The following is a 22,696-nucleotide window of genomic DNA, read 5'->3' on the forward strand; positions in this document are numbered from 1 at the left end:
GCATGTTAGGTTCGCCCATAAGCAAGTGCTCAATCAATACTCTTCAGGCAGCAAAATCGTAGTTACGGCACGATCTGCCTCAGTAATGATCCAGATCTTGCTTCGCCCGTCCGGCAGGTTGTAGCTCGACAGCAACCGCTTTCCTGTCAGCAACGCCAACTCGTTCGCGGCCATATCCTCGACGCTCAGATTTCCCCAATCACCACGAATATGTTGAGCGAGCAGCAGCACACCTTCGATGCCGGCCGCCTCAAGCGCGGCCTGAGCCGCGGGAGTGATTACAGGTCGCCCGATCGGAAATCGCGGGCTCTTCGTGTAGCTCATGCATGGCCCTCCTGTGCGTACTGAGCGCTGGGCCAGACAGGATGGCGACGGATTACCGGTTGAGCCGGGCGTGCTTCGCTGCCAGGCACGACTTCATCGAGGTGTTCGATCGTTGTGTTCGACCGATCCCACTCCGTGATGACCAAGATACGGGTCTGGTCTGGCAGGCGGTAGATTGAGATCAGTCGCAAGCCAGCCATGATCGATACGTCGTTCTGGCGTTTGTCATCTTCGGGCACAATGCCCCAGTCACCAGCGATGTGGCGGAGCACGATGCTGATGACCGGCACGCTGTTCGCGCGCAGTGCTGCGAGTATCGCATGGGAGACGAGCAGTTCGCCCGGATGAAACAGGGGTTTGAGACGGGTAGATTGGTACATCGTTTTCTCCTGAAAATTGACGAGCGCACTCCTCCGGTCGAACCGGATGCGTGCGGGAAAATGAGAGAAGCCCGGCAGCGCGTGCCGCCAGTGAGGGGAAATGCGTTACGGGCGAGGGTTGTCCGGCTCCAGCGGAAGGCCGACGCCAAACTGGGACAACACCATCTCCGAGTGCGCGCGCAGCGCTGAAAAGATTCTGGCGGCACCGGGCATCGAGGCGAGGACGTGGATCTCTTCACGCCTGCGGTGCTGCTCGAATGCCCATGCGGCGGCGAAGCTGATGGCCGTGATACCGACCACTACGCCGAGTCCCCTTGTCACGGGACCGGGATGCGGCAGGTGAGCGACTTTCGTTTCGTGCATGGCTTGCTCCGGATAAAGGGCGAGCACGGGCCTCCGGACGAACCGGATGACGTGATCGCGTCGTGGTGGAAAATAGACCGGGCGCAGGACGCGCCCGGCTTATGCTCTGAGGTCGACGAGCTGTCGGCGCAAGGCAGAAGCCCTGGCCTGGGAGCAGCCGAGGTGCTGACGGATACCGGCGACGGTCGGGCGTACCCGTCCCGCGCCGATATCCCGGACGAGCTGGGTCACGTCGTCACCGAAGTCGGTGACCTCCGGTAGCGGCGAAACCGGATCGTCACGGGGCGCGGGAACATATGACTCGTTCCTGTGACGGCGGGGCGCGATGTCGCGACTGGCCATTACGTCGCCGTGACTCGCGGTATCACTCGTGACTGCTACCGTGACGTTCGGCGCAGACGCGTCAGTCACGGTAGCTGTCCCGCGTATCGTCATCGGGTGCGTCGTGCTGGCAGTCATGCCTTGAGCCTGTACCGGTGATGGCCGCAGCGCCACCGTCCACAACAGGCATGCAACGCCCTCGAGCACAGCCGCGAACGCCAGTCCCGACAGCAGATCGACGCGCGCAGTCGTCGTGCCGAGTAACGCTGCCAGTCGCGACGTGACCGGATCGGCGAGCAACGCGTCGCGCTGTGTGGTGACCCGGTCGCGCCCGGCTTCGATGCGTCGCACATCGTCAGCCTCCGCGTTGAGCGCATCTAACCTCGCAGTGAGCGTCGTGCGACGGCCATCCAGCGTTCGGCAATCACCCGAGCACCGCCTGGCGTCGATACTCGTGAGCTGCGCGATCACCGCGGCCCGATCTGTCATGACGACCGTGAGGCTGCGGACGGTCGTTGCGACTGCAGGAGCGACTACGGACGACGCCCGCAGTGCTCCCGCATGCCGCTGAGCGAGCAGAAAAAAGCCTGCATGCCCGTAGCACACGGCTACGAAACATGCGAGCCACAGGACGCCGCTTATGCCGCGTGCGGTCGGTGACGCTCCACGGGTGAGGGCTGGCAGCAGGTGGGCGCTCACGACGAGCACAATGCCGAGTGCGATCCAGACAGCCCTTTCGGGCAGTGTGCCGCCACGCTGCAACCCCGCCAGAACCGAAAGGCTGACCGCCGTGCCTGTGGCGCCGATCGCGAGTGTGACCGCCCAGCGGGACATGGCAGTCATGCCGCCGCCCCGCCCAGAAGCACGGCTTTGCGCTCTAGCTTGTCGCGCAGTGTTGTGGGCGCTGCGGCGGATGCATCAGTCGAGACCCCGTTCTTTGTATCCTGATGATCGGGCGCGGTGCCGGGATAGAACTCATCGGCGACCGCTGCCCGCTCGTCTGGACTATCCTCGAATGCGCCGTTTGCAAACCCTGCGCGAGCCGCCACGTCGAGCGCCGCTTGATCGAATCCGGCGGCCCGCCGTCGCGCATCGAGTTCCTGCGCCTGCTTCAGTGCGTCTTCGAGCGTGCTACCTGAACGCACGCCCAGATCGACGTAATAGATGGGACTCCGGTAGCTCTGCGTTGTCGACTTGCCGCGCAGCTTCAGTTCCAGTGGCAGGCAGGCTAACAGGTTGCCGGACACGGCGCGGAAGTAATGGAGCCGGGCCGAGAGAGCCCGGAGCGAGTTCCAGGACGTCGTCCTCAGGATGAATGACCCGAGCTCGTCTTCCTCGCCAATGATCACGTTGAGCCGCGCATACGGCTTGCAGCCGCCTTGCTGACCGAACGCACAACTATCGGGGGATGGACAGGGCAGGCTCTCGATGCCGTTCCCGTCTTTGCCGACGCGCCGGCACGTTTCACCATTTCCGACGCACACCGGCCGCCCGGTATCACGGTCGAACAGGCTGTAATCGGCGCGCAGATTGAGGTCCGGGTCATTGAACAGCACGCGGACCGGAATCGAGCGCAGCTTGCCTGTCGTTGCCTTTCTCAGCGCCTGATCCGCGGGATGCAGCATCCAGCCGTCGCGGTTCTGCACTTGCGTCGTGAGCGTGAACTGATCGTCCTTTTCCGGCAGTCGTTTGCCGTTCTTTTCAACAACTCTGCCGATCGAGATTCGCCCAACGACGGGCGGCGTAATCGCCAAACCTTTGAGCATGTGATCCTCCAATTGAAAAGTGAATGTGCAATGCGAAATCAGGTGGAAATGAGGAAGCGCCGTGAACCAGCCTTCGATAGGGCGTACTGCGCCTCGAACTCGGGGTGATCGACGAGCAGGCGTTTCAGGTCAACGGTGGATGAATCCTTGCTGCGCCTGAACGACACTTCGCCGGTTTCGAACACCGCGCGTGTGGCGTCGCCCATCGCCTGCTGGATTTGCTGTTTGAGCTGCGCTTCGATTGCCTGGCGAGTTTCAATCTCGTCTCTCACGGCTACCAGGTCGGAGAACACTGACGACAGACGCCGATCGTCTGTGAAATCGACCGTGCCGCCGTGCCCCTGATACAGGCAGCGCAACGCGCGATCAGCGGAGGCCGAACCATCAGCCGGTGGTGGCGTATCGCTTTCGACGTATCGCCAGAACGCAGCTTCCAGTTCGACCAGTCTCGCGATGAGTTCGGCGTCGCGCCCGATGCGGTGAACCTCGAGCTTCTGCCCGCAGATGAGCACGGCGACATCCGCGGCCTGTTTCCCGGTGACGGCCAGTTGATGTTGTACTTGGACCTGCACATACTCGGGCACGCCTTCACGCCAGAGCCGGGCACCGAACTCGCCTGCCGTCTTGCATTCCAACAGTTGCACGTCGCGACAGCCGACCACTTCGCGGTCGACGTTGGCGATCATGAAGGGAATGGTGGGGGACTGCAGTACGGCGTTCACGCGTCGCACACGGTTGCCCGTCTGCTTCGTGTACGAGGCGGCTACGATGGGCTCCAACAGTTGGCCCCAATAAACGGGCTCGGTCGTATCGTCAGAGTCCGGTCGGGGCAGGTTTGCATCGCGCCCGGTCTTGATGAGCCAGAGTTCCAGTGGGCTCATGTACGGATTCAGGCCAATGGCCGCCGCCGCGTCCGATCCGCCGATCCCGGATTTGCGCACCTCCAGCCAGTCGTCGCGCGAGAGGGATTTCGTTTCCACGAGCCGCAAGGCCGGACGACTTCTGCCACCTCCAGCCGGTTGAGCATGAGACATGGTGAATACCTCCTGATGTGAAAAAGCCCGGCGGGGATAGTCCCGGCCGGGCTATATGTCGTCGCACTGGAACCTTCAGGCGATCAGCTTGAGCGCTTCGTTCCAGGCTTTCTCCTTCAGGGCGGCTCCTGCCCCGAACCACGCAGCGTCGCGCCGGGAATCGTCGCTACGTGCGCGGCGTTGATGGTCGACGAACTCGGTCACCGAATTCACGAGACCCCAGGCCGTGCCCGACGCCGAAGGCAAGGTCGCGCCCTTGCCGCGTCCCGCATAGAGCTCACTGACGGCCTTGATGGCACGCTCGTTAACTGCAATGGCATCCCGGTCAGCCGGGTTGGCAACGGAATACGTGAGCACACGCCGCAGGAACTTTTCCGCAGCCGCATCGGACACCTTGCGCTCCGACAACGCCTTCATGCGAACCATGAACGCGTCCCACGAGGACACGGCGATCCCGAGCTGCCGCTTGACGGCCTGGGCATCGAACTGCGAGCGGTGCGGCACCTTGACGGCGCCGGTGCCGTCGCCCAGCGCGATGGCCAGTGTGTTGTTGCAAACCACGCGCACGCTGCAGAACTGTGCGGTCGTCGCAAGCGTGCCGTCACAGGCAGTGGCAAGCAGCAGATAGCCGTTGACCTGGTCGCGGCCTTTAAGCGTCGCGGACTGGCCGGTGCGCGCGAGCGCCCAGAGTTTGCGGCCGTCCTTCAGGACGCCCGCAGTCTCGAGTTCGAACCCCGAGAACTCGACGAGATCCTTATAGAACTCGAGGATGTCTTTGGGTTGAACGACCTGATAGCGCGACGACACGACCGACAGGGCCTCTTTCGTGTCCGAGCGATATAGCACGCGCTGTTCGGGAAAGGCGTGAATGGACCCAAGGTTGCCCGAAGCTCCGGCGACATACCGGACCTCAGCGGCTTCAATGGTCCAGTCCATGCCGGCCTGTTTCGCCCATACCTCGATCGGTTGGCGCGGTGAGAGTTGATTACCAAGCCCATGCCAAGGCGTTTCACCAACATAGGCCATATTGCGTACGAGATGCATGAAAAGCTCCTTGAGAATGGCATAAAGCCCGGCGCGTGGCCGAGCGGATGCGAGAGAAAGGTGAAAGGGATGCTGCTGAAGGGAAAAACTACGGATCAGGTAGGTGCTTTGGGGCGGCTGAACGTGTGTCCGCAGGCGTGACAGCGAAAATTGTCGAGCACCTTGTCGTCGACGATTTCGCCAAAGACAGAACCGGTGGCACAGCCCGCCGCACCACCGAGAAGACCGGCGATTACGGCACCGGCAATGGCGCCACACACTGCGCCGGCTGGGCCAGCCAACAGACCAACAGCTGCGCCGGTTTCTGCGCCCGAGAGTGCGATCGCGATGCCGCTTGTCGTGCCCGCGACCGTGCCGATGGCGCTTCCGGTCTTGCGCGCCAGATTGCGTGCATCAACACGGGAAGAGTGGCATTTTGGGCAGGTTGGCATAGTGCCAGTAATCGGGACCGTGTTGTCGCTCGGTGGAATCAGGAAGGGCTGTTTGGATGCGTCGTCATCGTGCTCGTCGAGATATCGGTCGTCCTGTTCGAATGGTTCGGGATAGGGGCGCGGGTCATGCATGACGGTTAGCCTCCCGGCGGACCTTCTCCGTGTACTGGCGAAGGCCCACCGACGTCAGAACACCAGCGGTAAAGACGATCGCGAACACGATCAGAAATTCAAAGGGGGAAGAAGTGGTAGGCATCACGGCTCCCGGAGGTGGATTCGCCAGCGCAGGATTGCGCGGACGGAGCGGCAGGCTGCTGCCGCGCTCCGTTTGGTGATATAGGTCTATTTTTCTTTTGAATCGGGACGGGTGACTGGTATGCGAGCTATGACATCCGGCTCAGATTGGATCAAACGGAATGCCTCCGTCGCCCGGGAAAGCATCCTTGTGCGAGACCTTATTGGTCAGGATCTCGTTCGGGATGTCAGCAAAGGCTCCAACGTGTACATTCCCATTTCGCTGTCGTCACCGTGATTGACTCCGGATCGTCCGCGGGAAACAATTTGCATCACATTTTTGATTAGGTTGTCATGCCATGCCCGGTAACAATCAAGTCCCTGAGGCAAATCGGAAGCACCTGCAAGAGTTTGCGCAGGCGCGGTCTCCTGAGTCTCGACAAACCGCGTTGACGGCGTTGATCTCTGGAAAATTCCTGCCGAAGTTCGCCGATGCGCCGGAAATTCTCGAGGGCAAACGTCTCACGCTCATCGATGCGGTGTCTCAGGAAACGCCACGTCTTCGCCTGTTGGCCATCGCCGAAATCATGCGCTTAGGTCAGGTCGTCAAGCGCTGGCAGCCGGAAATCACGGCCGCACTGGAACCGGCTTTCGTGTCAGAACTGCCGCCGATCAGCCTGCTCGACGAGGCGGACGATCGCCTGAACCTTGCGCGCGCCTTGTCGCTGTTCCAGCGCGACTGGCTCGTGGATTATCTGGCGACATCGATCGTCGAGGAGGAGCAGGGCGAAAAAGCGCGCGCCGAACTCATGGCGGCGCTTTTGGTTCGCTGCGATACGCTTGCCGGAGCGATCGCGAAACTCGCGGCGCGCTTCAAAACGCTGCGGCCCTCGACCGATTCTCCGGCGAATACCGTGGCGCGCCGGCTCACGCGGACGCTGAGCGCCTTGCGCGCCTGTCTGCCCGAACTCGATATCGAGGCAGGCACCGAAATCGGCGGCGCGCTGAATGCCATCGTGGAAGGCGCGTTTTCAGCATCAGGCCGGCCGGACGACGAGAAAGCGAAGATCGAACTGGTACGTGAGACGCTCTTGGCGCTGCACGACGTCGTACGCACGCGGTTCTCCGTAGTGGCGGACGCCGCGACGTATCAGGTCGTGACGTTGTGCAAGCGTTTCTGGCGTTCCAGCAGCTGGCCGGACGAGCTGGCCGACGCGCTCGGCAAACTGATCACGGACGTCTCCGAAGCTCTGATCCTGCTCGGCCGCCAGGGGCGACGCGATCAGTCACTTCTGGATCAACTCGACATTCTCTGCAAGTACCCGGAGCGCGCCCGGGCGATATCCAGATCGCTAGCGGCCCGGCATATCGAGCTCGACGAAACCGTGCGCAAATGGCTTTCACGCGAGCGGGACACGGATTCGACGCTGTCCAGTTACGCCGCCGAAGAAATGGCGGCAAGCAACGCGGATGCAAGCATCGGACTGGCTCTGCAAACCGTGCGCGAGGCGCGAGCGATGGCGGCCGGTCTGAGCGAGCCGCTTCTGTCGGGCCTGGAGATCTATGAGCCGAATCTGACGGGCGCCACACGGGCGCTGCTCGACACGGTGAACGCTTCTGCCGTGGAAATCGAACAGGTGGCGAGGTTGCGCGGGATCAGCCTGTACGGGAATCGAGGTGAGGAAATCGATGTTGCGCCCAAATTTTTTGAGGTCGTCGGTGCGACGCCGCGAAGCCGAATGACAGTGAAGCAGCCTGCCATCGTTCGGATTCGCGAAAATGGGGATATCAGGGACGTGATCCTGAAAGGACTTGTCGAATAAGACTTGTCTGGCAGGACGTGTCGAAAACGAATGTGTGGATGCGTGACGGAGACCAGAAAAAATGGACGAAAAGATTGCGTATTACTTGATTTCGAGTTTGATCGACCGCGTCGAGCAAGGCCCGGTCGGCTCTGTGTCGGAGATGGAGAAGGAGGCGTTGAAGGTCGCGCTGCGCGTCCTGACGGCGCATTCATCCACTTCCGCGGAAGTTGCGAAGGTGGCGTCCGCAGACGTCGCCAAGGTGGTTAAGCAAGCGGAGGAGGCCATAGCCGAAGAACTGAAAGACGAGCCCGAGGTTCTCGAACCCGAGGCAATCGAGTCTCCTGCAGGGGGGAAGCCGGCGATTGAGCCGCCGGAACTCGAAAAGTCTGAGACCGTGGAACTTGTGCTCGATGCCCTGCATGTCAGCGCACCGAGCGACCCCGGGTATCTGCTGTGTCTGGACTTCGGCACGGCCTCATCGAAGGCATGCGCCACGAACGGACGCAGGCACTTTGGACTGGAATTGGGACGAGCAGTGGGCAGCGAAGGATTCACGCTTCCTTCGTCGATCTTCGTCGACGACGGCAAAGTCTATTTCGGTTTCGAAGCGATCGACCGTAGCGAAAGTATGGTGGACGCCGGTCGCCAGCGCCTCGATTCCATCAAGAGCTGGCTCAGCTTCGCGGACCACGTCAACATCGACACCGTGCTTCTTTCGGAGGCACTTAATCCCGGCCCTATCAAGTTGACGCAAGGTGATTTCCTGCGTATCTATCTGGCGTATTTCACGGACATTGCCACGACGCAACTCTCGATCTTGCCGGTTGAAGGCGCTTCGCTCGGACGCTTGATGAAGCGCCGTTATGCGCGTCCCTGCGGCCGCGACGCACAACAGGCAGCCTGGGTCGACACGCTGATGCGACGCCTATTGTCAGAGGCGCAGATCCTTGCCGACACATTTCACGGGCAATGGGAGGGCGGCATCGATATCCGGCGCCTCAAGTCGGCTGTCGAGGAGGTCAGAAAGCTGGAGCACCGTCCGGAGTTTCTCATCGGTGATGGCGTGCCGGAACCGGTTGCCGTCGCGGCGGCGGCGGTCGAGAGCAGCGAGAATCGCATCGACGCGTACATGGTCGTCGACGCGGGCGCCGGCACCACCGACTTCGGCCTGTTCTTGGCACTGCGCAACCAGGCTATGGATGAGCCGAAGGTCATCCAGGTCGCGTCGTCGATCAAAGGATCGGGTCAGGCAGGTGACAAGATAGACCAGTGCTTGCAGGCGTTCATCGGGCAGCGGGAAGGATTCGATCCCAAAAGCACGCACGGCGCGATGATCGAAGCGGACTTGCGCCGGCGTATTCGCGTTCTCAAGGAGCTGTTGTTCGCTACGGGATCGCTCGAGTACACGCTGGCTGACCGAACCGTCGGTTCCTTTACGCGCGAAGAGTTCTGCAATGATCTTCGGGTACAGTCGTTCGCCAAGTTGCTTAAGAAAGGCTTCGTCGACGCATTGAGCGACGTGAACGAAAGCTATCTCGACTACCTGGCCCGTGATCCGGTGAAGCTGCAGGTCATTCTCACCGGCGGAAGTTCACGCTTGCCGATGATCCAGGATCTCGCACATGGCGTGATCGAGGTGAAGGGCAGGAAAATCTCATGCGTTCCGGTTGAGGCCATGCCCGACTGGATGGAACATGCGACCGAAGCGATGAGAAGCGTCTATCCGCAACTGGCGGTTGCCATCGGCGGGGCCGAGGAACACCTGCCTTCCACAGATTTCGCGCCGGAAGAATGGTTCCGCAAGACGCATAACTCGGTCGTCGCGACACGAGACCCAATCTCGGGCTTGTGAGACGCAATAGCAGAGAGATCACCTAAACAAAAAGCGGCGCTTCCGAAACTGGACGCACCGCTTATTTCCAGCGATGTAGCGTGCCAGTGCGCCAGCGACGCTTGCCCGCCGCGCCTGACGTTTCACGGTGTGGAATTGCCACAAGCAATCAGCGTGTCGTCGGATAGGGTGTGCTTCCTGATGAGTAGGGCTCCTTTGGTGAAAACGGAGCGCGCCCCGAAATATAGCTGACGCTCCCAGCACGTGAGAAGCGGATCGAAGACTAGTCCCTGTATTGTGGGTTAAAAGCCCCGCGCTGATCTCGGCCGACAAGTCCACAAGATCCTGCGACACCTCGTTAAAACAGACCACGGCGACATCGAGTGGGTAATCGCGCACGCAATGCAACGCACGCCGCAGTGCTTGAAGGATCCACCCGCGTTCGTTGCCAAAAGCACCGCCTCCAACCGTAGTCAGATAGACCTTGGGGTTGGCAGTCTGCTGGTGGTTGAGCACGGCGGCCAACAAGGTCGCTTCGTAACTGGCTTCCAGCACCAGGGATGCAAACGGCGCCCAATCCGAACTCGGCGTGCGGTTGTAGGCGACGGGCAATGCCGAGCAAAAGGCTTGGGTCACCCGCTGCTGGGGTGGAGCATCGTCGGCGGTCACTTCGGTATCGCTATGCAATCCGATGCGCAATTGCCGACGCAACTCGTCACGCCCGGCCTCGTCGAGACCTTGTATGTGTTGGCCGATTGCCCGAACGGTTTCAGCGTCGAGCAACGCATAGCCGTTCTGCATTCGGATGCCCGGGATGCCAATGGCGCGATCGAGATCTCTCAAGGTATTGATCTGACGCGTCGCAGTCTGCCCCCTATGGCCATCCACTGGCACCAGGTAATTGCGGAAAACCGTGGCAGGCGCGCACGCCCTGGCACAGGCGGGACCCTGTGTATGATCGTGCTCGTAAGCGGTGATGCCATGTTCCGGAGTCGTGTCGTAGCCCGGCATCTCTAACAAGTTGAACTGACTGGCCACTTGGATCAGTGCCCCATGGGCTTCGGGCCAGGTATGCAGGTCATATGCGTCGGCGCTGACCGTGCGCAGCGCCAAACGCGTTCCGGTGGGCGGCGACGCAAGCGCGCCAACTTGCGTTCGCAGTTCGTCCAAGCTGGGTGTGGTCAGCGTACCCACGTGAAAATTCCGGTGCGGTTGTGTATCGGTGTGGAGCTTGTCTGATTCAATGCGAAATCGCTTTTGCGTTTCTGCATACGTCGACTCTGTAAAAGGACCTATCCGGCATTTTGTGGGTGAGGCATATCATGAGAGGTAAAAGTCATGGATATGCCAATGAAAAAGAAACGTACGGTGGCGTCTCAGGCAGCGGCCCGAGGGCCGCTGCCTGAACTGCCCAAGGCGCTGCTGGACGAGCTGGTCAAGGGGCCGATGACGCCGGCCGAGGTGCAGGACCTGATGCTGGCGTTCAACAAGGCAGTTATCGAGCGGGCAATGGGTGCAGAGATGAACCTGCATCTGGGCTACCCACCGGGCCAGTCCAAACCGGCCGGGCAAGCCAACGAGCGCAACGGCGCCAGTGGCAAGACAGTCATCACCGATCGCGGCCCCGTGCGCGTCGAGGTGCCTCGCGACCGTGACGGCAGCTTCGAACCCATCCTGATCCCCAAACACGAACGCCGCTTCACCGGATTCGACGAGCGCATCATCGCGATGTACGCGCGCGGTATGAGCGTGCGCGAGATTCAGGCCTTTCTGGCCGAAAGCTACGGCACCGAGGTGTCGCCTGATTTCATCAGCTCGGTCACCGACGAGGTGATGGCCGAAACGCTGGCCTGGCAGAACCGTCCGCTCGATGCGATGTACCCGGTGGTGTTCTTCGACGCCCTGCGCGTCAAGATCCGCGACGACGGCGTGGTCAGCAACAAGGCGGTCTATCTGGCACTGGGCATTCAGGCCGATGGCCAGCGCGATGTACTGGGCCTGTGGATCGAGCAGACCGAAGGCGCGAAGTTCTGGCTCAAGGTGTTCAACGAACTGAAGGCCCGTGGCTGCCAGGACATCCTGATTGCGGTGGTTGACGGCCTGAAGGGACTGGCCGACGCAATCGGCACCGCTTACCCCCGCACGGCCGTGCAGACCTGCATCGTGCACCTGATCCGCAACAGCCTGGATTATGCCAGCTACAAGGACCGCAAGGCCCTTGCGGCGGCGCTGCGACCGGTCTACTCCGCCGCCAGCGAGCAGGCCGCGCAGCAGGCGCTGCAGGCGTTTGCTGATGGTCCCTGGGGCCTCAGATACCCGATGATCGTGCAGTCGTGGCAGCGCGCGTGGGAGCACGTCACGCCGTTCTTCGCGTTTCCGCCGGAGATCCGGCGCGTTGTGTACACAACGAACGCCATTGAGAGTCTGAACATGCAGCTACGCAAGATCATCAAGACCCGCGGCCACTTCCCGAACGACGAGGCTGCCATCAAGCTGCTCTGGCTGGCGCTACGCAATGTCCTGGCAAAATCTGTTCGCGCTGCCTTCGATTGGAAGTCGGCCATGAACCAGTTTGCTATCCTGTTTGGTGATCGATTCACGCAGGCGCGCGGGTAACGATTCCTTTAACCGCCTCGCCCACAAAAATGCGGACAGGTTCCTGTAAAACCGAAAACCTGTTTGAACCAGTCCATGCCCGTACCTCCAAAGTAGATCAAAGCCGTTCATCTTGGCGCACCAACACCCCGCGCAATGCTCGCCGAGTTCGAAGGCGTCGTGCAGACCGTGTCGCTTGCCAACGAACGCGCTCGCCAGCATGCTCGTATTCGGTCATGCCGGTACATTGAATCGGGATTGGCGGCATCTTCCGACGCCGCCGGCCCAACAGCAACGCCACGTGAAATGCGTGCCGCGTTGGTATGAACTTGCCTAGAATTCGACAATATTGCGCCGCAGGCAGCCGTTCTTCACTGCTTACGGTCCTTGAGCAACTGGCGTACACGATTAATGGCGGCTATTGTTTGCTGTGTGACGGGTTCGCCGTCTACTCCGGTGCCGGTCTTTAATCCCTTCAATGCGATTGCTAGCACCTCCTTTGCAGCAGCATCAAGTGAGCCAAGTTCGTCGGCCCGCTTGCGAATAAGCGACTCGAATTCTTTCTCGTATTCATCAGAAGTCACGGCTCGCTCCTCCTCTAAAACATCATCACGCGTGGTTGGGTTACGTCAGCGCGTTGCCTCCCGGCGGCCGCTCCGCAGCGACAGCGGCATCACAGTTCGAATGTCGTCGCCTTTTGACTCCGGGCATGGCTCAACGGGGAATCTCGTCGCGGGAAGTCAAGCAGGTCGATCAGTCTCTCCCAAGTATGAGTTTGATGTTAGCGAGAATCGCGTTCAGGTCTAGTCCCATACCTTCGTGTTCCTCGGTTACTAGCAGAGTCCCCACCCTATCATCGTCCATTTCAGGCAACGGCAAAGGAAGAATCTTTGCCTTATGGTACGCAGCCTCTTTGCGTTTCCAACGTTTCTTGTACTCGTCATCGGAGAGCATGCCGTTGTGCTCCCAGTACCAGACCCTGTTGGTATCCTCGTCGCGAATCGTGAAGTCAGGCAAGCGCTCAACGCCGTCCAACATGAGTGGCTGCTCGTACTGGTACTTAATGCCGGCAGCCTTCAGCTTGTCGGCGATGATCCATTCGGATTTTGACCGGACCAAATCACCGTTTTCGGTCAGGTAGATCAGCTTCTCATCCAGGAAGACGGACTTGTTTCGCACCTTGATTTCGACCGGCGACGACGGTACGAAGAGATTTGTCATACGCCGGTTGATCTCCGATGCCGCCTCTTGGCTGAAGTGCAGCAGATCCCGGAAGTCCCCTTGATGGAGAATGATGATCTTGTCCCTCTGGCGCGTCAGGGCGGTGTAGAGCATCTCACGTGTCAGGTTGCGGCAGGGGTTCGGAACCACAACGAAGGTCTTGCCGAACTCACTTCCCTGCGTCTTGTGCACGGTCAGAGCATAGGCCAGTTCAAGAGGTGGTGTACTCTCCTGCGAGTCGAATTCCCACGGCTTGTACTTGTAGGAAATCCCGGGCTGCGAGGCCAGCTCAACTTCGACTTCGTAGGGCGACCAATTTCTCGCCTTGGTCTTGCGGTGCCCGGTGATGATGCCTATGTCGCCGTTGGCAACATAGGCATCATCTGTTTCTGGGTAAGTTTCGCGCCCGCTCTTGTTGATAACGTTGATGACCTTGTCACCGTAGATGATTCCCTCTGGGCCCGCAGGGCTTGGAATCTTCTTGTTCCAGCCGGTTTGAGCGGCCATCTTCAGGAAAGACTTCCTAAAATGCTGCTGCAGCGCACGGTTGATTGCGTTAACACCCGCTTGGTATTGCTTGATTGGCGAGAGGATTTGCCACGCCTCGGCCTTCTTGGATGCTCCTGGCCGATCCCTGTACTGGGTATTGAAGAACACGGTTGAGCCGCCGTCGAACTCCGAATAGACGCCACCCAGTGACTCTTCAAAAGTCACTTCATCCGTGATCGACTTCAGCTCCAACTCAGCCTTCAGCTCATCGAGTAGTAACTGTTGAAGCTGATCCGGCTTGTTCCATCGAACCAGCTTCACGAAGTTCGACTTTCCGGACGCCACGGTCTGCCAGATCTCGTCGGCGCCAGCATCCAGTGGTCTGCCACTGAAAGCCTGAGCCAGCAGCACGTCATCGCGAACGTCGCCCTCCTCAGCGCCTTGGCGCATCGTAACGGTCAGTTCCGCGAAGCACCCCGCAACGCGGGTTCGTAAGCTCTCGATATTGGCCGGCTTCAAGAAATTGACGATGTCCACGTAGGGCCGGCCAGCACCGATCGGCGGTAGCTGCTTGGGGTCGCCCACCAGAACCAGCCTATCTACGCCTTCCACCGCATCCAAAAGTGCCGCGAGCTGCTCCTCGGTCAGCATGGAGCATTCATCAATGATGACTGTGGCATGCACGGCCGAGCGGTCGGCATCCTCATTGACGAAATACCGCCCGGTCTTACCGTCGTACCGGTCAAGTCCATTCAAGAACTGCGCGACTGTCTTTCCTTGACCGGCCATGCCGCTCGTCTGCTCAAGCCTCACGCGAGCTTTGCCGGTGGGCGCAAGCAGCAGGATTCCCTTGTTCTTCACGCTCTCAATACTGCACAACGCCTTGAGCAAGGTGCTCTTTCCCGTGCCAGCGGCTCCCATGAGCACCGAGACTCCGGACTTGTAGAGCACTTCCAAGGCTGCGGACTTTTCCTTGCGCGCAGCTACGTCGCGGTTGCTCGGTTTCGACTTGGTGGCGCCCTTGTCCTTCGTGGAGTCAATTGCTGCATCGACCAGCGCTGCCCAGTTGTGTTCTCCGGCGTTGGCCTTGCGGGATCTGCGCTTGGTAATCCTGGTCCTGATCAGGGCCGATGTCTCGACATAGCGATCCAACTGAAACGCCTGGAGGCCGTCCTTGACCTGGATGCTCTCAATCTTAGGCGCCAGACCGTCTTCCATAATCGAGAGCGTGTCCATGTCCAACGGACAGTCGGGCTGCAGCGCGCGGTCACGAATCCGCTGAACGACCCACGTGGCCATGAGATAGGTATGCCCCTCCGTTCGAGCTGCCTCTTCCAGCGTCAGGAGCATTGCCGCGCGTACCCGTCGCTCATCGATGGCTTCGCGTACAAGGCTTGGCTCGGCCAGCGGAAATGCCGCACGGACCGACTCTGGGGGGAAGATGCCACGGTCCACGATCTCAAAAGCCACCGGGTCGGCCTGCAACCGGTCTTCTTCGTAGACCAAGTAGGGATTAGCCAGGATTGCTGCATCGCTCAGATCAATGCCGGCTTTCGTACGCTCTGTCGGCTGATACCAGCGCAGGGCCTGAGCATCGGTCAGATTGAACCGTGCTAACAGCATCAACAGTGCTCGCCGCTCGGGCAGCAGCTTCTCCCACTTCTTTCGGAGGGTGTCGCCGATACCATCGCGCAGGTAAGCAGGTAGGCCTTCGGGCTTTTTAAGCACGCCTGCCAGTGCTGGCCAAGGGTCTAACCTCTCATCGCCCTGACTGGCCAGATACCAGGCCAACAAGTTGCCATGCGGAAAACCGAACGCGTTCAGGGCGGCGCCCAATCCAGGGAAGGCGCCACGCACTTCCCAGAGGCGGTTCAACTCCGCATCGATCCATGCCAGATGCTTGTCCCAAGGCTCGTCTGCCAAGTGCTGGCGCATTGCCTTAATGGCTTTCTCGATGGACAGTAATGAAGAAATAGCGCCGTCGTGTGCCAGGTGTTCGGTGCCGTAGGAGTAGCTACCAAAGTACTCGTCCGGGGCGAATGCGGTACAAGCAAGAAGATCAATGGATTCATCTGCCTCCGCAGCTTGCAGCAGTTGCTGGTATGGCAGCAAGAAACCATCCGAGTCCTTCGGTCGGACCGAGTGCTCGATGTTGCGTTCCCAGAGATAGCCGCTGATGTTGTCCTTCGGCTTCTGCCCGCCCAGGTAGTGATACTCGATCGGCGCACTCACCGACTTAACGCGTCCCACACCGATGATCACGCGCCGCGCATCCTCTATCAGCGGTGTTCGCTTGGCATAGAAGAAAACCAGCGACTCATTCGGCTTGGCCACGCTGAAAAACGTGTCAAGGATGATGCGCTGGTTGGTGCCTTCTTGCACCCAGGTCTTCTTGTCCTTTTCCCAGCCCTTGTTGACAGTGAGATCCGGCTCGCGCTCGGTCTGGTAGCCCAACTGTAGGTTCTCCTTCAGACTGGGTACGCCCCATTTTTTATTGCCTTCCACCTGCTCGCGCAACATCCAGCGAAACGGAATGGCTGCAGCCGAGTACGGGCGGATCGTGTACGGCGTGTCAGTGAAATGCCCATGCGTGACTTTGGCAGTCTCCGAATAGGGATGCTTCTTCTGCATCGACAGCGGAAAATTCGCCATGAATGTTCCATGCTCATCGACACATGGTGGATGCTGGAAACGATCCAGCGATTCAAAGCTTTCGCCAGCACGCAGCATTTCAAAGGCGTCGTCGCGCCCAGTAGCAATACGCGGGAGCACCGTACAACTGGTGTTAGCAGTACAACCTTGGCAGAAAGTGCCCTTCCAGCCGGAGTCGTGCCAAGGCACCCGAATAGTTAGATGTTGGACCGGCAGAACGCGTGCGCCTTGAATCACTTGGTATCCCCCAATGAATTTCTCAACGATGTCGCCTATGGCCTCGTCAATGTCTCGCGCTTATCGCCATCAGCGCCTGTTTGTTGCTTGATTCCGCCGTTCGAACTGCTTCGCTTCGGATAAGATCATAATCCGAAGTGGTCGATTGGCAATCCATTTGACGGTCCGCTCATGACCGATCGGTGACTGATGCGAATTGCATAAACCGATCCGTGCCCGTCATTTGACGGTTCCCAGTTTGCTTTTGTGACCGTTTCATTCGCTGGCTGTCGTTCGATAACGATCCCGGGACCACGCTGAGTTTCGTCCTGGCTAGGCTTTCCGTTGGTGGCCAACCCCACCAAGCGATAAGGTTTCTGTTAGTTAACCTTGTAATCTATCTTTACTGGCGTGCGTTGCGTGACAGTAAATGTGGCGAGCGTTGAATGCTCGACGGTAGCGTTCGTAACCAGCCGGTAAGCCGCCTCGTATGGATGGCGTCGACCAGTTGAGCGGGATTGGTGCTGCAGTAATGGAGTAGACAGGTTATGGCTAGAGTCCATCCGCCGATTTCCGAGATAAGAGCGCTGTCGGCAGGCGAGCATGCCGAGCTCGAAGTTCTCGCACTGCTTGCTGGCGGGCTCCCCGAGGATTATGAGCTTTTTCATAGCGTCGATTGGACTCGTGCGGAGCAGCACAAGGATAGCCATGGCGAACTCGACGTCGTGGTGATTAACAACGCCGGTGACATCGCTGTATTGGAGGTCAAGGCAGGCGAGGTCGAGATCCACGGTGGCGACGTCTTCAAGCAATATGGTGGGCAGCTTAAAGACATTGGCCGGCAGGCAAGTTGGCAATTCGGCTCGATCTTGCAAAGGCTGAAGGCGGAAGGACTCAATGTTCGCCTGCTGCATTGCCTGGTGTTGCCGCACCACAGGGTCGGGAGCGAGGGAACGATTGGCTATCCGCGCGAGCGGATAGCAGACGCGGACGACTGCAAGGACCTCGCATGGTTCATACAGCATCGGCTCGGTGCAGGCCGGCCCGACCCGATGAAGGAACGAGTTTGTGCTTTTTTGCTCGATCGCATGTGCGTTCAGCCTGACATCTCGGCGATGGATGGGACTTTGCAGCGAAGAGTCGATGCAATCGCTGGCGGATTGGCGAGCTGGGTGCCACGCGTTCGAGCGCCAAGTGGCGTCATTCATGTTCAGGCGACAGCAGGATCGGGAAAAACGCAACTGGCACTTGGTCTGTTGCGGCGGGCTCGTGTAGCTCAAGAGACAGCGTCGTACGTTTGTTTCAACCGACCACTGGCGGATCAGATGCGCGAAATCGCTCCGTCTGGAGTCGAGGTGAAGAGCTTCCACCAGTTATGCTGGGAGGCGGCGGGGCGACCTGTTGCTCCCCGCAACTTTGAGGAACTCGTGAGAAGTTACCGCGACAGTGCGCTCCGGGCCAACCCGGATCTTGACCTGCTGGTGATCGATGAGCTGCAGGACATGCATGCCGAATGGGTGCAAACACTAAGCGCGCGCGTGCGTGACAAAGGACAGATTTATCTGCTGGACGACCCTGAACAGTGCGTCTATCCCGATCGCGTCCCAATCGAAATTGAGGACGCTGTGCTCATTACGGCACGGGAAAACTATAGAAGCCCCCGCAAGATTGCGAACACAATCAACTTATTTCGATTGACGAATGAGCCGATCGTCTCCTGTGCGCCACTGGCTGGGGTGCCACCTGAGTTCACGCTGTACGACTCAACGAAAGGCAGCAGCCTTGCGCGTGCGACCGCGGACGCTGTCCGCCGGTGCCTGAGTCAAGGTTACGCGCTTCAGGACATCCTTGTGTTGTGCTGGCGCGGGCGCGAGCACTCGGCGCTGCTGCGGGAAGCGGTACTGGCCGACTGGCGGCTTGCGAAATTCGCGGGAGCTTACGACGATCGCGGCCAGCCCATCTGGTCCGATGGGGAACTACGGATCGAAACGGTTCGGCGGTTCAAAGGACAATCGGCGCCAGCAATCGTCTTGACCGAGGTCGATTTCGATGAGGCGGATACGTTATGGCCGCGTCTGCTGTTTGTCGCGTTGACCAGGGCGCGAATGCACGTCGAAGTGGTGAGCACTGAAACGGCAGCACACACGTTGGAGCAACGCTTGACCGTCGAAGGCGGCAAGAATGATTAAGCGATGCTAAGACCGACGAGGCTCTTGCTGAGAGCCGTTGAGCTGTGCCCATACCCGAAGATAGTTGGACGCAGGCGGCATCAAAATCGGCGGAGCGTTAGTCGGGGCTGCGCTTACCGGCGCGACCGGTGTTCGCACGTTCACTTGATAGGTGCCGTGAAGGAGCTATGCGGACTGAAAGTAAATATCCGGTATCTTGCATAGAGACTAGAGTTGCGCCGAAACCCTTTGTCGCAAATCAAAACACTGATACGAACGGGTAATTCAAATGATCGAACGCCAGAGCAAGGACCTTCACTTCTCGCGGTCACGCGAGCCGATCCCCACCGTCGAACTGGATATGGACAGCATCCCGAAGAACCTTTCGGGATACTCTGACACGGTCGTGGCGTCGCTTCGACCGATTGCCGCCATATCCCCGGAGCTACGCGCGACGATCTATGTCTATCAAGGTCAGAGTGTCAATTTTCGCGTCCTTTCATGGTCGGCCTTCATCGGTGTTGATGGGCCGGAGTCCTTGCTCAGGCCGATCCATCAAGAATTCCAAAACATTCCGGGGGTGAAGGTTAAGCTGAGCGACTACATTCGCCCGTCGCAGGGGCTGCCTGAGTTCCACATCGAAGATGGGAAGGTGTGGCGGCCCGTCGATGCTGTGACCTGGGGTGTCGACGATGCCGAAACAAAGAATGTTCTCGAAGATGAGTGGGGAGAGGAGCCCGAGAGGGGGCAGGCGGAATCCGATGTTGAGAGCGTGATCCAAGAACCACCTTCGATCACGCCGACTAATCGCATGTTCGACGCAGCGGGACGTGGCGATATCTCGGAGCTTCAACGTCTGTGTGCTTCCGAAGGAGTCGCACCAAGCGACGTCTTCAAGGACGGCGAATCGTTGCTGTTTCCGGCGGCCAACAGTCAAAGAATTGAGATGTGTGAATGGTTAATCGAGAATCACGTCCGCGTCGACCATCAAGACCGATCCGGACGAACCGCTCTTCTTTCGGCCATAGTGTTCAGGGACGCCAGCTGGAAGCAAAAGATAATTACTGTTCTTTCGCGCGCTGTGAGCATTGCGGATTATGCCGGAGTCACGCCGCTGATGCGCGCCACAAGAGGAGCAGGGGTGTTTGGGGCGAAACGAGGGAACTTTCAGATCGTGAAGGCACTAGTCGAGCATGGCGCTGATGTATTTGCTCAAGACCAACGACGGCGCACTGCGTTGGCCCACGCTATGGCCGCCGCCAAGGCGAGCGAGAAGGACGTCAACCAGGAAATTATCTCTTTCCTCGAAAGCGCTATGGTGGAAGCTGCAGCTATGAGTGAGTTTCGACGCCTGTACAGTTACCATTTTTCACCGACGGGCGTACTGATGCTACAGCATCGCTCTCCGTGACTTCTCCTAGGGCAGCAGCCAGCGTGCACTTGCGGGCATAGCCACACCGCGCGGATGAGCGGCGCCGACTGGGATAAAGAGCGCAGCCCGAAGGTGACAAAGATCAAGAGCGGATCCCATCAGCCGCCCGGTGCAACTGCGCTGGTCGCTGGGCGCCGCGTAGAAACTCCCCCTTGAGCTCGATCAGATCGGGCTCGTCCTTCAAGCGCCAGCGAAAGGCGCTCTTGTCGAGCGATCGCCAATGCCAATGAGGCGCTTGTGCGCTTCGTTTTTCGAAATAAGACGATTTATGGTTTCGCTGAGATATCCGCTGAGCCATTCGTGCCCGCCCATGTCGTCCAGGCACTCGGTCACTTTTGTGCGGTAGCAGACAGTATGGGCGCGCTGCTGCAGAGAGAGTTTGGTGGGCGAAGAGCATTAGTTGAGTCAACACCCAGTTCAACAAGACATTGAGTTCGTTCCGAGGACGGAGTTTTAGCCTCACGCGCAGGGGTCTCCGTGACCAAGGTGAGGCGACTGATGTCTTGTGGCTGCCTGATGTCGTCCTGGAGCAGCTCCCGGACCGGAGCGAGCCCAAGACCCGACTTGTCGTGGCCGAAACGCCTGTGGCCATCCCGCGCGGCTTGAGCAGTCGCTCCCGGGGCAGGGACGGTGCGGGGCGGCGATGGAAGGCTAGGGTATACGTGGAGGATAACTTCCACGCACATTTGCTAGGTTGGTCTGTGGTGGTTCCAAACGTACGACAACGACAATACGGGGGGCGTGTGAACTACGACATCATCGGGGATATCCACGGCCAAGTTGGCAAACTCCGGGCTTTGCTGGAGAAACTTGGCTACCGAGAGCGCAAACGCGCCTGGTGGCAGGCTGGACGCCAAGCGATTTTTGTCGGTGACTTCATTGACCGCGGACCGCACCAAGTAGAAACAATCAAGTTGGTCCGTCGCATGATCGACGCAGGGAATGCACTGGCGGTGATGGGCAATCACGAATTCAACGCCATTGCGTGGTCTCTGTCAGATCCTTCCGCCCATGGTGATTTTCTGCGTACGCACCAAGGAGAGCTCGGAGCGAAGAACTTCCACCAGCATAGAGCCTTCCTCGAAGAAGTGAAATCAAGGCCTCGGTTGCACAAACATTTCATCGACTGGTTTCTGACGCTTCCCCTTTGGCTCGACTTGCCTGGGCTGCGCGTGGTGCATGCATGCTGGCATCACGGCTATATGGCAGAAGTCGCGCCGCGCCTCAAGCCGGGCCACACGCTTGATGAGTCGCTGATGGTCGCTGCAAGCCGGGAATGTTCGATGGAGTTTCGTACGATCGAGGGCCTCACCAAGGGACTCGAAATCGATCTACCCAACGGCCACGTGTTTCTCGACAAAGACGAGATCAAGCGTCGGCGGGTGCGCTTGCGCTGGTGGGATGCGAGTGCGACGACGTATAAAGCGGCGGCCATGATTGATGCTGAGGCGCGCGCGAGGCTCCCCGACATGCCAATTCCCAAAGGATCGATTCCGGGCTACACGGCCGACAAACCGGTGTTTTTTGGTCACTATTGGTTGACCGGCACGCCGAAGCTTCAATCGTCCACGGTCGCCTGTGTCGATTACAGTGCTGGCAAGGGCGGGCCACTCGTTGCGTACCGCTGGGAGGGGGAGACCGAACTGGATGCGGGCCATTTTGTTTGCTCCAACTAATAGGGGGCTTGATGTCTCCAAAAATCCAAGCCGAATTCGCTCGGGCAAGTCACGGCGACCCGAAGGCGCAATTTGCACTGGCGGAAGCGTACCGAACGGGTGATGGGGTCGACAAAAACATTGTCGAAGCGCTGCGCTGGTACCGTGCGGCGGCGACGGCCGGTGAACCCTCGGCGCAATTCCGGCTCGCGATGTGCTGGCTGCAGGGTGAAGGTGTGGAGCAGAGTGACGCGGAGGCCTCGCAATGGCTCATGCGATCCGCTGAACAGGGATATACAGAAGCGGTTCGGGAGCTTGGCAGTTTGTATCGCTTAGGGCGCGGCGTCCCCCAGAATGTCGCGGCTGCCGCCGAATTTCACACCATCGCGGCCTTGGCGGGCGACGAACTATCCCTTGGTTATCTGCGCGATTACCGACAAGAGATTGAGAAGGCTGCGCTGTCAGGCAGCGTTGTGGCGGCATTGTGCTTGGCGAAAATGTTTCACCGCGGGCTGGGCGTTGAGAAGGATTCCGTACTGGTGCTCGCTTGGCTCGAATGGGCCAAGGCGCATGGTAGCCGTGATAACGACGCTGATGCCAAGGAAGAGGTGGACGATATGGAGCAGTTCTTGGCGACGTTTGAGCCGGCAGCGGGGAAGCGGCGCGCCAAAGCCCTCGTAAAAGAGTGGGCCGAGGGACAAGCAAAGATACTCGCAAAGGCCTGAGTTGGAAGTT

At 59.4% G+C, this 22,696-nt stretch carries 19 protein-coding genes; 8 read left to right on the forward strand and 11 right to left on the reverse strand.

Translation table 11 applies throughout. The features are described from left to right. Nucleotides 1–33: 33 nt before the first annotated feature. The 8 genes from P5W99_RS00815 to P5W99_RS00850 all read right to left on the reverse strand — a co-directional run bounded on the left by P5W99_RS00815 (nucleotide 34) and on the right by P5W99_RS00850 (nucleotide 5,795). The gene (locus P5W99_RS00815) at nucleotides 34–324 is read right to left on the reverse strand and encodes a hypothetical protein (RefSeq protein ID WP_434661491.1); all 291 of its coding nucleotides are present in this window, start codon (nucleotides 322–324) and stop codon (nucleotides 34–36) included. Continuing rightward, entirely contained in the window at nucleotides 321–704 is a 384-nt protein-coding gene (locus tag P5W99_RS00820; protein WP_434661493.1) for a hypothetical protein, read from the reverse strand. The genes P5W99_RS00815 and P5W99_RS00820 overlap by 4 nt, the downstream gene beginning before the upstream one ends. A gap of 105 nt (nucleotides 705–809) precedes the next feature. Continuing rightward, entirely contained in the window at nucleotides 810–1,067 is a 258-nt protein-coding gene (locus P5W99_RS00825; protein ID WP_434661495.1) for a hypothetical protein, read from the reverse strand. A gap of 99 nt (nucleotides 1,068–1,166) precedes the next feature. Further along, nucleotides 1,167–2,231 (reverse strand): hypothetical protein, encoded by a 1,065-nt coding sequence (locus P5W99_RS00830; RefSeq protein ID WP_434661497.1) that lies wholly within the window; start codon nucleotides 2,229–2,231, stop codon nucleotides 1,167–1,169. After that, nucleotides 2,228–3,154, reverse strand: coding sequence for a phage capsid protein (locus tag P5W99_RS00835; protein WP_434661499.1), 927 nt, complete (start codon nucleotides 3,152–3,154; stop codon nucleotides 2,228–2,230). Before P5W99_RS00835 ends, P5W99_RS00830 begins: the two co-directional genes overlap by 4 nt. Before the next feature lie 38 nt (nucleotides 3,155–3,192). Beyond that, nucleotides 3,193–4,188, reverse strand: a complete 996-nt coding sequence (locus P5W99_RS00840) for a YqaJ viral recombinase family protein (protein WP_434661500.1) — start codon at nucleotides 4,186–4,188, stop codon at nucleotides 3,193–3,195. Between the two features lie 75 nt (nucleotides 4,189–4,263). Then, nucleotides 4,264–5,232 carry a DUF932 domain-containing protein gene (locus P5W99_RS00845; protein WP_434661502.1) on the reverse strand — a complete coding sequence of 323 codons (969 nt, stop codon included), beginning with the start codon at nucleotides 5,230–5,232 and terminating at the stop codon, nucleotides 4,264–4,266. Nucleotides 5,233–5,327: 95 nt separating this feature from the next. Continuing rightward, a complete protein-coding gene (locus tag P5W99_RS00850) occupies nucleotides 5,328–5,795 on the reverse strand; it encodes a hypothetical protein (protein WP_434661504.1) in 468 nt (155 codons plus the stop codon). Nucleotides 5,796–6,346: 551 nt separating this feature from the next. On the opposite strand from P5W99_RS00850, the gene P5W99_RS00855 reads away from it, so the two are divergent. Both P5W99_RS00855 and P5W99_RS00860 read left to right on the forward strand, forming a co-directional pair. Continuing rightward, a complete protein-coding gene (locus tag P5W99_RS00855) occupies nucleotides 6,347–7,720 on the forward strand; it encodes a hypothetical protein (protein WP_434661506.1) in 1,374 nt (457 codons plus the stop codon). A gap of 61 nt (nucleotides 7,721–7,781) precedes the next feature. Further along, the gene (locus P5W99_RS00860) at nucleotides 7,782–9,554 is read left to right on the forward strand and encodes a hypothetical protein (RefSeq protein ID WP_434661508.1); all 1,773 of its coding nucleotides are present in this window, start codon (nucleotides 7,782–7,784) and stop codon (nucleotides 9,552–9,554) included. 18 nt (nucleotides 9,555–9,572) lie between these two features. On the opposite strand, the gene P5W99_RS00865 is transcribed toward P5W99_RS00860, so the two are convergent. Further along, nucleotides 9,573–10,727 (reverse strand): hypothetical protein, encoded by a 1,155-nt coding sequence (locus tag P5W99_RS00865; protein ID WP_434661510.1) that lies wholly within the window; start codon nucleotides 10,725–10,727, stop codon nucleotides 9,573–9,575. A 150-nt stretch (nucleotides 10,728–10,877) separates the two neighbouring features. Here P5W99_RS00865 and P5W99_RS00870 point away from each other — a divergent pair, with 150 nt between their 5' ends. After that, a complete protein-coding gene (locus tag P5W99_RS00870; RefSeq protein ID WP_421025294.1) occupies nucleotides 10,878–12,149 on the forward strand; it encodes an IS256 family transposase in 1,272 nt (423 codons plus the stop codon). Nucleotides 12,150–12,499: 350 nt separating this feature from the next. Here P5W99_RS00870 and P5W99_RS00875 read toward each other — a convergent pair whose 3' ends face one another. Both P5W99_RS00875 and P5W99_RS00880 read right to left on the reverse strand, forming a co-directional pair. Beyond that, a complete protein-coding gene (locus tag P5W99_RS00875; protein WP_434661511.1) occupies nucleotides 12,500–12,712 on the reverse strand; it encodes a hypothetical protein in 213 nt (70 codons plus the stop codon). A gap of 169 nt (nucleotides 12,713–12,881) precedes the next feature. Further along, nucleotides 12,882–16,610, reverse strand: a complete 3,729-nt coding sequence (locus tag P5W99_RS00880; protein WP_434661513.1) for an AAA family ATPase — start codon at nucleotides 16,608–16,610, stop codon at nucleotides 12,882–12,884. Between the two features lie 644 nt (nucleotides 16,611–17,254). On the opposite strand from P5W99_RS00880, the gene P5W99_RS00885 reads away from it, so the two are divergent. The 5 genes from P5W99_RS00885 to P5W99_RS00905 all read left to right on the forward strand — a co-directional run bounded on the left by P5W99_RS00885 (nucleotide 17,255) and on the right by P5W99_RS00905 (nucleotide 22,686). Next, nucleotides 17,255–18,895 carry an AAA family ATPase gene (locus P5W99_RS00885; RefSeq protein ID WP_434661514.1) on the forward strand — a complete coding sequence of 547 codons (1,641 nt, stop codon included), beginning with the start codon at nucleotides 17,255–17,257 and terminating at the stop codon, nucleotides 18,893–18,895. A gap of 268 nt (nucleotides 18,896–19,163) precedes the next feature. Then, complete coding sequence (locus P5W99_RS00890; protein ID WP_434661516.1) at nucleotides 19,164–20,285, forward strand: ankyrin repeat domain-containing protein; 1,122 nt, start codon at nucleotides 19,164–19,166, stop codon at nucleotides 20,283–20,285. Nucleotides 20,286–20,543: 258 nt separating this feature from the next. Further along, nucleotides 20,544–20,738 (forward strand): T3SS (YopN, CesT) and YbjN peptide-binding chaperone 1, encoded by a 195-nt coding sequence (locus P5W99_RS00895; protein WP_434661517.1) that lies wholly within the window; start codon nucleotides 20,544–20,546, stop codon nucleotides 20,736–20,738. A gap of 311 nt (nucleotides 20,739–21,049) precedes the next feature. Then, nucleotides 21,050–21,982: a metallophosphoesterase gene (locus tag P5W99_RS00900; RefSeq protein ID WP_434661519.1), complete on the forward strand. Its 933-nt coding sequence runs from the start codon at nucleotides 21,050–21,052 to the stop codon at nucleotides 21,980–21,982. A gap of 11 nt (nucleotides 21,983–21,993) precedes the next feature. Then, nucleotides 21,994–22,686 carry a tetratricopeptide repeat protein gene (locus P5W99_RS00905; protein ID WP_434661521.1) on the forward strand — a complete coding sequence of 231 codons (693 nt, stop codon included), beginning with the start codon at nucleotides 21,994–21,996 and terminating at the stop codon, nucleotides 22,684–22,686. Nucleotides 22,687–22,696: the final 10 nt, after the last annotated feature.

The organism is Paraburkholderia sp. A3BS-1L, assembly GCF_051125215.1.
In the GTDB taxonomy this organism is placed as follows: domain Bacteria; phylum Pseudomonadota; class Gammaproteobacteria; order Burkholderiales; family Burkholderiaceae; genus Paraburkholderia.